This is a genomic window from Streptomyces sp. Root431, from assembly GCF_001426585.1.
GTDB classification, from domain to species: domain Bacteria; phylum Actinomycetota; class Actinomycetes; order Streptomycetales; family Streptomycetaceae; genus Streptomyces; species Streptomyces stackebrandtii.
Genome location: NZ_LMEI01000007.1, coordinates 461,074 through 473,695 on the forward strand (window position 1 = coordinate 461,074; position 12,622 = coordinate 473,695).

General features: G+C 69.4%; 13 protein-coding genes. 7 read left to right on the plus strand and 6 right to left on the minus strand.

Annotation, left to right across the window (positions count from 1 at the left end):
- Positions 1-24 precede the first annotated feature (24 nt).
- The 5 genes from atpA (at position 25) to ASC82_RS09380 (ending at position 5,080) form a co-directional block, all read left to right on the plus strand.
- On the plus strand, positions 25-1,623 hold the full coding sequence (gene atpA, locus ASC82_RS09360; RefSeq protein WP_024761912.1) for a F0F1 ATP synthase subunit alpha: 1,599 nt from the start codon (positions 25-27) through the stop codon (positions 1,621-1,623).
- 20 nt (positions 1,624-1,643) lie between these two features.
- The gene (locus ASC82_RS09365; protein ID WP_056644114.1) at positions 1,644-2,561 is read left to right on the plus strand and encodes a F0F1 ATP synthase subunit gamma; all 918 of its coding nucleotides are present in this window, start codon (positions 1,644-1,646) and stop codon (positions 2,559-2,561) included.
- On the plus strand, positions 2,561-4,003 hold the full coding sequence (atpD, locus tag ASC82_RS09370) for a F0F1 ATP synthase subunit beta (RefSeq protein ID WP_056644115.1): 1,443 nt from the start codon (positions 2,561-2,563) through the stop codon (positions 4,001-4,003). Before ASC82_RS09365 ends, atpD begins: the two co-directional genes overlap by 1 nt.
- A 110-nt stretch (positions 4,004-4,113) precedes the next feature.
- A complete protein-coding gene (locus tag ASC82_RS09375) occupies positions 4,114-4,488 on the plus strand; it encodes a F0F1 ATP synthase subunit epsilon (RefSeq protein WP_024761909.1) in 375 nt (124 codons plus the stop codon).
- A gap of 145 nt (positions 4,489-4,633) precedes the next feature.
- Positions 4,634-5,080 (plus strand): DUF2550 domain-containing protein, encoded by a 447-nt coding sequence (locus ASC82_RS09380; protein WP_056644906.1) that lies wholly within the window; start codon positions 4,634-4,636, stop codon positions 5,078-5,080.
- A 61-nt stretch (positions 5,081-5,141) separates the two neighbouring features.
- On the opposite strand, the gene ASC82_RS09385 is transcribed toward ASC82_RS09380, so the two are convergent.
- The 3 genes from ASC82_RS09385 to ASC82_RS09395 form a co-directional block, all read right to left on the minus strand.
- Positions 5,142-6,902, minus strand: coding sequence for a glycoside hydrolase family 18 chitinase (locus ASC82_RS09385; protein WP_056644117.1), 1,761 nt, complete (start codon positions 6,900-6,902; stop codon positions 5,142-5,144).
- A gap of 210 nt (positions 6,903-7,112) precedes the next feature.
- The gene (locus tag ASC82_RS09390; RefSeq protein WP_056644119.1) at positions 7,113-7,766 is read right to left on the minus strand and encodes a response regulator transcription factor; all 654 of its coding nucleotides are present in this window, start codon (positions 7,764-7,766) and stop codon (positions 7,113-7,115) included.
- A 25-nt stretch (positions 7,767-7,791) separates the two neighbouring features.
- The gene (locus ASC82_RS09395) at positions 7,792-8,991 is read right to left on the minus strand and encodes a histidine kinase (protein WP_056644909.1); all 1,200 of its coding nucleotides are present in this window, start codon (positions 8,989-8,991) and stop codon (positions 7,792-7,794) included.
- Positions 8,992-9,160: 169 nt separating this feature from the next.
- On the opposite strand from ASC82_RS09395, the gene ASC82_RS09400 reads away from it, so the two are divergent.
- Entirely contained in the window at positions 9,161-9,796 is a 636-nt protein-coding gene (locus ASC82_RS09400) for a hypothetical protein (protein WP_056644121.1), read from the plus strand.
- Here ASC82_RS09400 and ASC82_RS09405 read toward each other — a convergent pair.
- Genes ASC82_RS09405 through ASC82_RS09415 form a run of 3 tightly spaced genes read right to left on the minus strand, consistent with a single transcriptional unit; the run spans position 9,713 to position 11,830 of the window.
- Positions 9,713-10,285, minus strand: coding sequence for a cob(I)yrinic acid a,c-diamide adenosyltransferase (locus tag ASC82_RS09405; RefSeq protein ID WP_056644123.1), 573 nt, complete (start codon positions 10,283-10,285; stop codon positions 9,713-9,715). The genes ASC82_RS09400 and ASC82_RS09405 overlap by 84 nt on opposite strands.
- A gap of 13 nt (positions 10,286-10,298) precedes the next feature.
- Positions 10,299-11,048 (minus strand): ABC transporter permease, encoded by a 750-nt coding sequence (locus tag ASC82_RS09410; protein ID WP_056644126.1) that lies wholly within the window; start codon positions 11,046-11,048, stop codon positions 10,299-10,301.
- Between the two features lie 8 nt (positions 11,049-11,056).
- Positions 11,057-11,830 (minus strand): ATP-binding cassette domain-containing protein, encoded by a 774-nt coding sequence (locus ASC82_RS09415; RefSeq protein WP_056644128.1) that lies wholly within the window; start codon positions 11,828-11,830, stop codon positions 11,057-11,059.
- An 88-nt stretch (positions 11,831-11,918) separates the two neighbouring features.
- Between ASC82_RS09415 and ASC82_RS09420 the strand changes: the two genes are divergently transcribed.
- Entirely contained in the window at positions 11,919-12,557 is a 639-nt protein-coding gene (locus ASC82_RS09420) for a TetR/AcrR family transcriptional regulator (RefSeq protein WP_056644912.1), read from the plus strand.
- Positions 12,558-12,622 lie beyond the last annotated feature (65 nt).

A 12,622-nucleotide genomic window follows, 5' to 3' on the forward strand; every position in this document is an offset into this window, starting at 1 on the left:
CAACAAGGAGAGCAGGGAACCCAGATGGCGGAGCTCACGATCCGGCCGGAGGAGATCCGGGACGCACTGGAGAACTTTGTCCAGTCGTACCAGCCGGACGCGGCCTCGCGCGAGGAGGTCGGCACGGTCAGCCTGGCCGGCGACGGCATCGCGAAGGTCGAGGGTCTTCCCTCGGCCATGGCGAACGAGCTGCTGAAGTTCGAGGACGGCACCCTCGGCCTCGCGCTGAACCTCGAAGAGCGCGAGATCGGTGCGATCGTCCTCGGCGAATTCAGCGGCATCGAGGAGGGACAGTCGGTGCAGCGCACCGGCGAGGTCCTCTCGGTCGGTGTCGGTGAGGGCTACCTCGGCCGCGTTGTCGACCCGCTCGGCAACCCGATCGACGGTCTCGGCGAGATCGCGACCGAGGGCCGCCGCGCCCTCGAGCTGCAGGCCCCGGGCGTTATGGCCCGTAAGTCGGTGCACGAGCCGATGGAGACCGGCTACAAGGCCGTCGACGCCATGACGCCGGTCGGCCGTGGTCAGCGTCAGCTGATCATCGGTGACCGTCAGACCGGCAAGACCGCGCTGTGTGTCGACACGATCATCAACCAGCGCGACAACTGGCGCTCGGGCGACGTGAACAAGCAGGTTCGCTGCATCTACGTCGCCGTCGGCCAGAAGGGCTCGACCATCGCGTCCGTTCGCGGCGCCCTGGAAGAGGCCGGCGCGCTCGAGTACACGACGATCGTCGCCGCCCCGGCGTCCGACCCGGCCGGCTTCAAGTACCTGGCGCCGTACACCGGTTCCGCCATCGGTCAGCACTGGATGTACCAGGGCAAGCACGTCCTGATCGTCTTCGATGACCTGTCGAAGCAGGCCGACGCCTACCGCGCCGTGTCGCTGCTGCTGCGCCGCCCGCCGGGCCGTGAGGCCTACCCGGGTGACGTCTTCTACCTGCACTCGCGTCTGCTCGAGCGCTGCGCGAAGCTCTCGGACGAGCTCGGTGCCGGTTCGATGACCGGTCTTCCGATCGTCGAGACCAAGGCGAACGACGTGTCGGCGTTCATCCCGACCAACGTCATCTCCATCACCGACGGCCAGTGCTTCCTGGAGTCCGACCTGTTCAACGCCGGCCAGCGCCCGGCCCTGAACGTCGGTATCTCGGTCTCCCGTGTCGGTGGCTCCGCCCAGCACAAGGCGATGAAGCAGATCTCCGGTCGCCTCCGTGTGGACCTCGCCCAGTTCCGTGAGCTGGAGGCGTTCGCCGCCTTCGGTTCGGACCTGGACGCGGCCTCCAAGGCGCAGCTGGAGCGTGGACAGCGCATGGTCGAGCTGCTCAAGCAGGCTCAGTACCAGCCGATGCCCACCGAGAACCAGGTCGTCTCCGTCTGGGCCGGCACCACCGGCAAGATGGACGACGTCCCGGTCGTCGACATCCGTCGCTTCGAGGCCGAGCTCCTGGCGTACCTCCGCCAGAACCACTCGGGTCTCATGACCTCCATCCGTGAGGGCGGCAAGATGTCCGACGACACCCTGCAGTCCGTCGGTGACGCCATCGCGGAGTTCAAGAAGCAGTTCGAGACCTCTGACGGCAAGCTGCTGGGCGAGGACGCTCCTGCCGCCGTCAACGTCTCGAAGTGACGACGGAAGGGACCTGACTCATGGGAGCGCAGCTCCGGGTCTACAAGCGTCGCATCAAATCCGTCACCGCGACGAAGAAGATCACCAAGGCGATGGAGATGATCGCCGCCTCGCGTGTCGTCAAGGCGCAGCGCAAGGTGCAGGCGTCGACTCCGTACGCGACCGAGCTGACGCGCGCGGTCACGGCGGTGGCCACGGGTGCCAATGACCGGCACCCGCTGACCACCGAGGTGGAGAACCCCGTCCGTGCCGCGGTCCTGCTCCTCTCGAGCGACCGCGGTCTGGCCGGCGCCTTCAACTCCAACGCCATCAAGGCGGCGGAAAAGCTGACGGCGAAGCTGGAAGGCGAGGGCCGCGAGGTCACCGTCTACGTCGTCGGCCGTCGTGGCATCGCGCACTACAACTTCCGCGAGCGGAAGCTGGCCGGTACGTGGACCGGGTTCACGGACCAGCCGTCGTACGGCGACGCCAAGACGATCGCGGCTCCGCTGATCGAGGCGATCGAGAAGGACACGGCGGAGGGTGGTGTGGACGAGCTCCACATCGTCTACACCGAGTTCGTCTCGATGATGACGCAGACGGCGGTCGAGGCCCGGCTGCTGCCCCTCAGCCTCGACGAGGTGGCGAAGGAGGCCGGCGGCTCGGACACGCTCCGTCCGCTGTACGACTTCGAGCCGTCGGCGGAGGACGTCCTCGACGCCCTGCTGCCCCGGTACGTCGAGAGCCGTATCTACAACGCGCTGCTCCAGTCGGCTGCTTCCAAGCACGCCGCCACGCGCCGCGCGATGAAGTCGGCGACCGACAACGCGGGAGACTTGATCAACAACCTCTCCCGACTTGCCAACGCGGCCCGCCAGGCCGAAATCACCCAGGAAATCAGCGAGATCGTCGGTGGCACCGCAGCCCTGGCCGACGCGACCGCGGGGAGTGACAAGTAATGACGACCACTGTTGAGACGGCCGCCGCCACGGGCCGCGTCGCCCGGGTCATCGGCCCGGTCGTCGACGTGGAGTTCCCCGTCGACGCGATGCCGGAGATCTACAACGCGCTGAACGTCCAGGTTCCGGACCCGGCCGTGGAGGGTGCGACCAAGACGCTCACCCTCGAGGTCGCCCAGCACCTCGGTGACGGCGTTGTCCGCACCATCTCGATGCAGCCCACCGACGGCCTGGTCCGCCAGGCTCCGGTGACCGACACCGGCGCGGGCATCACCGTCCCCGTCGGCGACGTCACCAAGGGCCGTGTTTTCAACACGCTCGGTGAGGTGCTGAACGCCGACGCCTCCACCGTGGCCGACGCGCCGCGCTGGACGATCCACCGCAAGGCCCCGGCCTTCGACCAGCTCGAGTCCAAGACCGAGATGTTCGAGACCGGCCTGAAGGTCGTCGACCTTCTCACCCCGTACGTCAAGGGTGGAAAGATCGGTCTGTTCGGTGGTGCCGGTGTCGGCAAGACCGTTCTGATCCAGGAAATGATCGTCCGTGTGGCCAAGCTGCACGACGGTGTTTCGGTCTTCGCGGGCGTCGGCGAGCGCACCCGTGAGGGCAACGACCTCATGGTCGAGATGGAAGAAGCGGGCGTTCTGGACAAGACCGCGCTTGTCTTCGGCCAGATGGACGAGCCGCCGGGCACGCGTCTCCGCGTCGCCCTTGCCGGTCTGACCATGGCGGAGTACTTCCGCGATGTGCAGAAGCAGGATGTTCTCTTCTTCATCGACAACATCTTCCGCTTCACCCAGGCCGGTTCCGAGGTGTCGACCCTGCTCGGCCGTATGCCCTCCGCGGTGGGTTACCAGCCGAACCTGGCCGACGAGATGGGTCTCCTCCAGGAGCGCATCACCTCGACCCGTGGTCACTCGATCACCTCGATGCAGGCGATCTACGTCCCCGCGGACGACCTGACCGACCCGGCTCCGGCCACCACCTTCGCCCACCTCGACGCGACGACGGTTCTTTCCCGTCCGATCTCCGAGAAGGGCATCTACCCGGCTGTGGACCCGCTGGACTCCACGTCCCGGATCCTGGACCCGCGCTACATCGCGCAGGACCACTACGACGCCGCCACGCGCGTCAAGGGAATCCTGCAGAAGTACAAGGACCTCCAGGACATCATCGCGATTCTCGGTATCGACGAGCTGAGCGAGGAGGACAAGCTCGTTGTCCACCGCGCCCGCCGTGTCGAGCGCTTCCTGTCCCAGAACACCCACGCGGCGAAGCAGTTCACCGGTGTGGACGGTTCGGACGTTCCGCTCGACGAGTCGATCGCCGCGTTCAACGCGATCTGCGACGGTGAGTACGACCACTTCCCCGAGCAGGCCTTCTTCATGTGTGGTGGCATCGAGGACCTCAAGAAGAACGCCAAGGAGCTTGGCGTCTCCTGAGCCCCGTGCTCCCGAGGGGGGCGGGATCCGTCCCGCCCCCCTCACCACGCCCATTAGAATTGACCCCAACACCCGGCACGACCGCCGGGTGGTGACCCGAGGAGCCACCCTTGGCTGCTGAGCTGCACGTCGAGCTGGTCGCCGCGGACCGGAGTGTCTGGTCCGGCGAGGCCACCCTGGTCATCGCGCGTACCACCTCCGGCGACATCGGCGTCATGCCCGGCCACCAGCCGCTGCTCGGTGTGCTGGAGTCGGGCCCGGTGACCATCCGTACCAGTGAGGGCGCGACCGTCGTCGCCGCCGTCCACGGCGGATTCATCTCGTTCGCCGATGACAAGCTGTCTCTGCTTGCGGAGATCTGCGAGCTGGCGGACGAGATCGACGCCCAGCGCGCCGAGCGCGCGCTGGAGCGTGCGAAGTCGGACTCCGACGCCGCCGCCGAGCGGCGCGCCGATGTCCGGCTGCGCGCGGTAGCGGTCCGCTGACGGACCGCGCCGAGTAGAAGTGCCCTCAGCCGCGGCACGGCTGGAATTATCCAGACCGTGCCGCGGCTGAGGCGATGCAGATGCAGGTGTTTTTCGGTTCGGCCGGCCGTGCCGGTCACGGGACGCAGCGAGGAGGTCGGTGAAGATGTTCCTCGCTCTGCTCGTGTGCGGCCTGGTCGTCGCACTGGTGGTGATCGGGCTCTTCGTCTTCGGCTTGCGCCGGAGGCTGATCCAGCGTGCCGGCGGCACCTTCGACTGTTCCCTGCGCTGGGACATTCGCGACGAGCCGGACCCGACCGGCAAGGGCTGGGTGTACGGCGTCGCCCGCTACAGCGGTGACGAGATCGCCTGGTTCCGTGTCTTCTCCTACGCGCCCCGCCCGCGCCGCGTCCTGGAGCGCTCGGCCATCGTGGCCCTGGAGCGCCGGATGCCGGAGGGCGAGGAAGAGCTCGCGCTGCTCTCCGACGCGGTGATCCAGGCCTGTACGTACGACGGGGTCCGGCTGGAGCTCGCGATGAGCGAGGACGCGCGGACCGGCTTCATGGCCTGGCTGGAGGCGGCGCCTCCCGGCCAGAGGGTGAATGTCGCTTAGTACGTGAAGAAGCGGGGGTCGGCGTGCTGCGCCGGCCCCCGCTTCGTCGTACCGCCGAGTGCTAGCTCAGACCGGTGTTGATGGCGCCGACGAGCTCGCCGTTGCCGGTGTCACCGCTGAACTCCCAGAAGAACGCTCCGCCGAGGCCCTGGTTCTTGGCCCAGCTCATCTTCGAGTTCACGGTGGCCGGGGTGTCGTAGCTCCACCAGTTGGTGCCGCAGTGGGCGTACGCCGTTCCCGCGACGGTGCCGTTGGCCGGGCAGGAGTTCTTGAGGACCTTGTAGTCCTCGATGCCCTGCTCGTACGTGCCCGCCGCCGGGCCCGTCGCCGTGCCGCCGGGGGCGGACTGGGTGACGCCGGTCCAGCCGCGGCCGTAGAAGCCGATGCCGAGCAGCAGCTTGTTGGCCGGGACGCCCTTCGCCTTGAACTTGGCAATCGCCTCGGCGGAGTTGAAGCCCGCCTGCGGGATGCCGGCGTAGGAGGTGAGCGGGGAGTGCGGGGCCGTCGGGCCCTGCGCCGCCCAGGCGCCGAAGAAGTCGTACGTCATGACGTTGAACCAGTTCATGTACTGCGCTGCGCCCGCGTAGTCGGCGGCGTCGATCTTGCCGCCGGCGGAGGCGTCGGCCGTGACGGCCGCGGTGACGAGGTTGTTCGCGCCGAACTTGGCGCGCATGGCCTGCATCATGTTCTTGAAGGAGGCCGCGCCGCTGGTGTCGCAGGACAGACCGCAGGCGTTCGGGTACTCCCAGTCCAGGTCGATGCCGTCGAAGACGTCGGCCCAGCGCGGGTCCTCGACCAGGTCGTAGCACGACTGGGCGAAGGCGGTCGGGTTCTGCACGGCCTGGCCGAAGCCGCCGGACCAGGTCCAGCCGCCGAAGGACCACAGGATCTTGATGTTCGGGTACGCCTTCTTCAGCTTGCGCAGCTGGTTGAAGTTGCCGCGCAGCGGCTGGTCCCAGGTGTCGGCGACGCCGTCGACGGACTGGTCGGCGGTGTAGGCCTTGTCGTAGTCGGCGTAGGCGTCACCGATGGTGCACTTGCCGCCCGTGACGTTGCCGAAGGCGTAGTTGATGTGGGTGATCTTGGACGCGGAGCCCGAGGTCACGATGTTCTTCACGTGGTAGTTGCGGCCGTAGACGCCCCAGTTGGTGAAGTAGCCCATCTTCACGGCGTTGGGGAGGGGGTTGCCCCCGCCGCCGCCGGTGGTGTGGACGGCGACCGGGCCGGCGGCGGGGCCGGTCTGGTCGATGGTGTCGCGGGCGACGACGGTGTAGCTGTAGTCGGTGCCGGCGGTCAGGCCCTGGTCGGTGTGGGTGAGGCCGGTGACCGTGGCGACCTTCGTGCCGTCGCGCAGGACGTCGTAGTTCTTGATGCCCTTGTCGTCGGTCGCGGCGGTCCAGGTCAGCTTCGCCGAGGTGTCGGTGATGTTGGAGGCGACCGGGGTGCCGGGGGCCGAGGGCGGGTTGTCGCCCGGCTGGGAGGTGCCGTCGCAGGCGGCGCCGTTGATCTTACAACCGGTGGGCGCACCGGGGCCGGAGCCGTTGTAGCCGAAGGAGACGGAGGCGCCGGGCGCGAGGGTCCCGTTCCAGCCGACGTTCTTGGCGGTCCAGTGGGTGCCGGAGCTGGTGACGGTGGCGTCCCAGGCGGAGGTGACCGCGGTGCCGGCGGGGTAGTCCCACTCGACGGTCCAGGAGCTGATGGTGGTGGTGCCGGTGTTCTTGATGGTCCAGTTGGCGCCGAAGCCGGTACCCCAGTCGGACGACTTGGTGTAGGTCGCCGTGGCCGAGGTGGCCGCTTCGGCGGGGGTCGCGAGGCCGACCATGGCGGCCAGCGGCAGGATCAGGGCGGTCAGACCGGCGGCGGCCCGGTGTCTGAACCCTGTTCTGCGCGTCGGTGCTTGAGTGCTCAACGGTGCTCCTCAAGTTGCGGACGGACAAGGTGGGGGTGGTCCGTGAAGATGCGCGCGCCCCGCGAGCGTAGGAAGGTCTGGACCAATCGTCAAGAGGTCCAGACCAACGTTGCCGTTCTTCGGTCAGACCCCCAACTCCTGTGCTAGCACGGCCGCTTGGACCCTGCTGCGCAGCTCCAGCTTCCCCAGCACCTTGCTGACGTGCGTCTTCACCGTCGCCTCCGCCATGTCGAGGCGTACCGCGATCTCCGCGTTCGACAGACCGCCGCCCAGCGCCGACAGCACCTCCCGCTCCCGGGGCGTCAGGGCGTCGAGCACCGCCGGGTCCGTCCCGGACGTCATACGCGCCGGGCGGCCCGTCGCGGCGAACTCGGCGATCAGCCGCCGGGTCACCGCCGGAGCGATGAGGCCCTCGCCGCGCGCCACCGTCCGCACCGCCTCGATCAGCTCCCGCGCCTCCGCGTTCTTCAGCAGGAAGCCCGAGGCGCCCGCCCGCAGCGCCCCGAACACATACGCGTCCAGGTCGAAGGTGGTCAGGACGAGGACGTCCGCGAGCCCCTCCGACACGACGATCCCGGTCGCCGTCACCCCGTCCATCCGCGGCATCTGCACGTCCATCAGGACCAGGTCGGGGCGCAGTTCGCGGGCCAGCTCCACCGCCCGCTCCCCGTCCGCCGCCTCCCCGACCACCTCGATGTCCGGGGCGCTGCCCAGGATCAGGACGAGTCCCGCCCGTACCGCGCTCTGGTCCTCGGCGACCAGCACCCGCACCGTCATGTCCGCTCCCCGCCCGCCCGCACCGTCATGTCCGCTCCTCGTCGTTCGCGCCCACGGGCAGTTCCGCCCGGACCCGCCATCTCTTCCGTCCCTCGCCGTCCGTGACCGGACCGGCCTCGAAGACGCCGTCGAGCAGGGCCACCCGCTCCCGCATGCCCACCAGACCGGCCCCGGAACCGGGCGCGGTCGGACCGGGGCGCTCCCCGTACGGACTCGTCACCCGTACCCACAGTGCGCCCGGGTCCTGGCCCAGGGTCACCCGCACCTCACCCGGCGCCGCGTGCTTGAGCGCGTTCGTCAGGGACTCCTGCACGATCCGGTACGCCGCCAGCTCCACCGGCGCCGGGAGGCCCGCCGGATTCTCCCTCGTGTCGTCCAGGACGAGGACGAGGCCGCTCGGCTCCGCGTTGACCGCGGACTGGCTCACCAGCGCGTCCAGGCCGGCGAGCGTGGGAGCGGCGGCCGGCTCCGCGTCCCCGCTGCTGTCCCGGAGCAGTCCGATCAGCCGCCGCATCTCGGCGAGACCCGCCACGCTGTTCTCCCGGATCACGGTCAGCGCCTGCTGCGTGGTGGCCGGCTCGTCGAGCGAGAGCGCGGCCGTGGAGTGGATCGCGATCGCCGAGAGGTGGTTCGCGACCATGTCGTGCAGCTCGCGCGCCATCCGGGACCGCTCGGCCACCACGGCCTGCGTTCGGTCCATCTCGGCGAGGAGCGCGGTCTGTTCGGCCCGCAGCCGGGCGGCGTCCGCCGCCTCCCGGTGGTTGCGGACGATCGCGCCCGTCACCGCGGGCAGGAAGGAGATCATGCCCGTGAGCACGCCCACGAGGAGCGCGACGGCGTTCTGCCACCAGACGAGGAACCCCACCGTGGTCGCGACGGTGATCAGCCCCGTGGTGTACGGGATGCGCCGGGCCTGGGCGGGCGTGCCGTACACCACGGCCGCGTAGACCACGTCCGTGAACATCAGGACCGTGGCGAGGTTGCCGTTGGTGAACTGGTCGCCGACGATCGCCAGGGTGCCGACGATCAGGGCGGCCTGGGGAGCGGTACGGCGTACGGCCTCCGTTCCGGCCATCACCGTCAGCGGGATCAGCGTCGCCCAGCGCTGCCCGAAGACGTGGTCCCCGGTCACGTACAGCCCGAACGACCACAGGATCAGACCGCCGAACAGTCCGGTGGCGGCGATGAACAGGTCGATGCGGTGCGGGCGGGGGAGCGTCGTCATCGGGCGGGGGAGCGTCACGTACCCATCCAACACGCCCCCACGTGCGCGGACCTCCCCGTCCGGGCCGATCCGTCCCTCCGTCGAAGGATGTAGACGGACTTCGTCACCGGCGACGACGATCCGCGCCGGATCCCACGGGACGCTGAGGGGGAACCGAAAGGGGAAGACCGTGATCGTCACGCTGATCGTGATCTGCGAGGTGGGCTTCTGGGTCCTGCTGGCCGCCGGCCTCGCCACCCGCTACCTCCTGAAGATGCCCCGGGCGGGCATGGCGCTGCTGCTGTGCGAGCCGCTCCTCGAGGTCCTGCTCCTCGTCGTCTCCGTGATGGATCTCAAGAACGGGGCCGAACCGAGCTGGCGGCACGGGCTCGCCGCCGTGTACATCGGCTACACCGTCGGCCACGGCCACCGGACCGTGAAGTGGCTCGACGGCCACGCCGCCCACCGCCTCGGCGGCGGTCCGCCGCCGCCGAAGCCGCCGCAGTACGGCATGGCGCGCGCCCGCCACGAGGGCAGCATCTGGCTCGGCTCGGTGGTCGCCGCGTCCGTCGCCTCCGTGCTGCTGCTCCTGGCGATCTGGTACGTCGGCGGCGACGGGAACACCGACGGGCTGCGGAGCTGGATCTTCGGCGCATGGCGGGCGGTGGGCATCCACGGCCTGATCGCGCTCAGCTACGCGATCTGGCCGAAGAAGGCCCCGGAAGGGATCTCGGAAGACGGCTCAGCGGTCTCCGCCCGGGACCCAGAGCACGTCCCCGACCTCCTTGTTCGCGGTCCGCGCAAGGATGAAGAGCAGATCCGATAGCCGGTTGAGGTACGTGGCGGTCAGCGCGTTCATCGAATCGCCGTGCACCTCCAGGGCCGCCCACGTGGAGCGCTCCGCCCTCCGGACCACCGTGCACGCCTGGTGCAGCAGAGCCGCACCGGGCGTGCCGCCGGGCAGGATGAAGGAGCGCAGCTTCTCCAGCTCCTCCAGGAAGCGGTCGCAGTCGGCCTCCAGCTTGTCGACGTAGCTCTGCTCGACGCGCAGCGGCGGGTACTCGGGGTTCTCCACCACGGGCGTGCAGAGGTCCGCCCCCACGTCGAACAGGTCGTTCTGGATCCGGACGAGGACCTTCACGACCTCCTCGTCGAGCTGCCCGAGGGCGACGGCCGTGCCGATGACGGCGTTGGCCTCGTTGGCGTCGGCGTAGGCCGAGATCCGCAGATCCGTCTTGGCGGTCCGGCTCATGTCACCGAGGGCGGTGGTGCCCTTGTCTCCGGTACGGGTGTAGATGCGCGTCAGATTGACCATGGGTCCAGCCTAGTTACGCACCGGCGCTCCGGAACGTCCGTGTGCCGACCGTCACGGCGAGCGCCGCCAGGGCGAGGGCGACGAGGACCCCGTACAGCACGGCCGGTGTCGTGTAGTGGCCGATGTACACCTCCCGGACCGCGTCCACCAGATAGCGGAACGGCATGAGGTGAGAGACCGTGTCCAGCCAGCCGGGGGCGAGGGCCATCGGCAGCATGAGGCCGGAGAGCAGCATCGACGGCATCGCGAGCGTGTTGATCGCGGGGCCGAACTCCTGCGGGCTCGGCAGCTTCAGGGCCAGCGCGTACGAGAGCGAGGCGAGCGCGGCGGAGAGCAGGGCGACGAAGCCGAAGCCGATCAGGATCCCGGCGAGCGGCGCCCTGAGGCCCATCGGAACGGCCACCAGGACGAGCAGCACCGCCTGGAAGACGAAGAGCGCGGCGTCCCGCAGGACCCGGCCGAGCAGCAGCGCGAGCCGGCTCACGGGCGTCACCCGCATCCGGTCGAACACACCCCAGTTCTTCTCCAGGATGATCGAGAATCCGGCGAACGAGGCCCCGAACAGCCCGAGTTGGAGCAGCAGACCGGGGACGAGGATCTGCCAGGAGTCGCCCTCGCGGCCCAGCGGGAGATCGGTCAGCAGGGGGCCGAAGAAGAACAGGTAGAGCAGCGGCATCAGGGCGCCGAAGAAGATCTGGAACGGGGAGCGCAGGGTCTGGCGGGCGTAGCGCCCGAAGAGCAGCGCGGTGTCGTGGAGAAGCATCAGGGGTCCTAGACGGCTACGGGAGTGGTGTCGACGGGGGCCGGGGCGCGCCCGGTGATGGCGAGGAAGGCGTCCTGGAGGGTGGCCGCGCCGTGCTCGGCCTTGAGGGCGGCGGGGCTGCCCTCGGCGACGACCGTGCCCTTGTCCACGATCACGAGCCGGTCGGCGAGCGCGTCGGCCTCGTCCAGGTAGTGCGTGGTGAGGACGACGGTCGTGCCGTGCTCGTCGCGCAGCCGCCGCACCAGGGCCCACAGGTCGGCGCGGCTGCCGGGGTCGAGGCCGGTCGTCGGCTCGTCGAGGAAGAGGATCTCCGGCCGGTGGGTGAGCCCCATAGCGAGGTCGAGGCGGCGGCGCTGGCCGCCGGAGAGCGCCGGGGTCGGCCGGTCGAGCAGTTCCGTGAGGTGCAGGTCCGCCGCGAGTTCCTCGGCGCGGGCGGTCGCGCGGGTGCGGTCGAGGCCGTAGAGCCTGCCCTGGAGGACGAGCTCGGAGCGGACCGTCTCCTGGGGGTCCAGGCCGCCGGACTGGGCGACGTACCCGATGCGGCGGCGGACGGCCGCGGGGTCCTTGAGGAGGTCGTGGCCGGCGACGGTGGCGGCGCCGGCGGTGGGCGGGAGCAGGGTCGTGAGCATGCGGAGGGTGGTCGTCTTGCCGGCGCCGTTGGGGCCGAGGAGTCCGAGGATCTCGCCTGGCCGGACGGTCAGGTCGATTCCGCGGACGGCCTCCACGGGGCCGTTCCTGCCGGGGAAGGTCCGGGCGAGCCCGGCCGTGCTGATGATGGGCATGGCGACTACAAAAACAGAGTCACTGAAATTTTGCAATGCCACCAAGTTTTCATGGGGCTCAAAATTTCAGGGAGTCTAGGATGTGGGCATGGCCGAGGGACTCAGGGAACGCAAGAAGCGCGAGACGAAGCAGCGGATCTCGGACATCGCTACCGGGCTCTTCCTGGAGCGCGGCTTCGTGGCCGTGACCGTCGCCGACGTCGCCGAGGCGGCGGACGTCTCCGTCAACACCGTCTACAACTACTTCCCGGCCAAAGAGGACCTCTTCCTCGACCGGATGGACGGCGTCACCCAGCGCCTCGCCCGGATGATCCGCGGCCGCGACCGGGGGGAGTCCGCGGCCGCCGCCGTCCTGCGCGAACTGCGCCAGGACATCGGCGCCGTCTCGCCCGCGTACGGACTCATGGACGGCTTCGACGCCTTCATGAACGTCATCGAGCACGCCCCCACCCTCAAGGCCCGGCTCTTCCACCTCCAGCAGCAGGTCCACGACGCCGTCGTCACCACCCTGTGCGAGGAGACCGGGGCCGCCGCCGACGACCCGCTGCCGCTGCTCGTCGGCGGCCAGCTCGCCTGGATCGAGAGCACCGCCGTCGGCTACATCACCCGGGAGATGACCGCGGGACGCAAGGCGACGACCGTCTCCCGCGAGACCCTCGTCCTCCTCGACGAGATCGAGGAGCTGCTGAGCGAGAGGGTCCTGACGTACGCCGTGCGCGAGGGCTGAGCGAGCGCGGGAGGTGTCGTGAGTGTGACGTCCGTCAAAGAGGGCGTGACGCGCATTACTTAGCG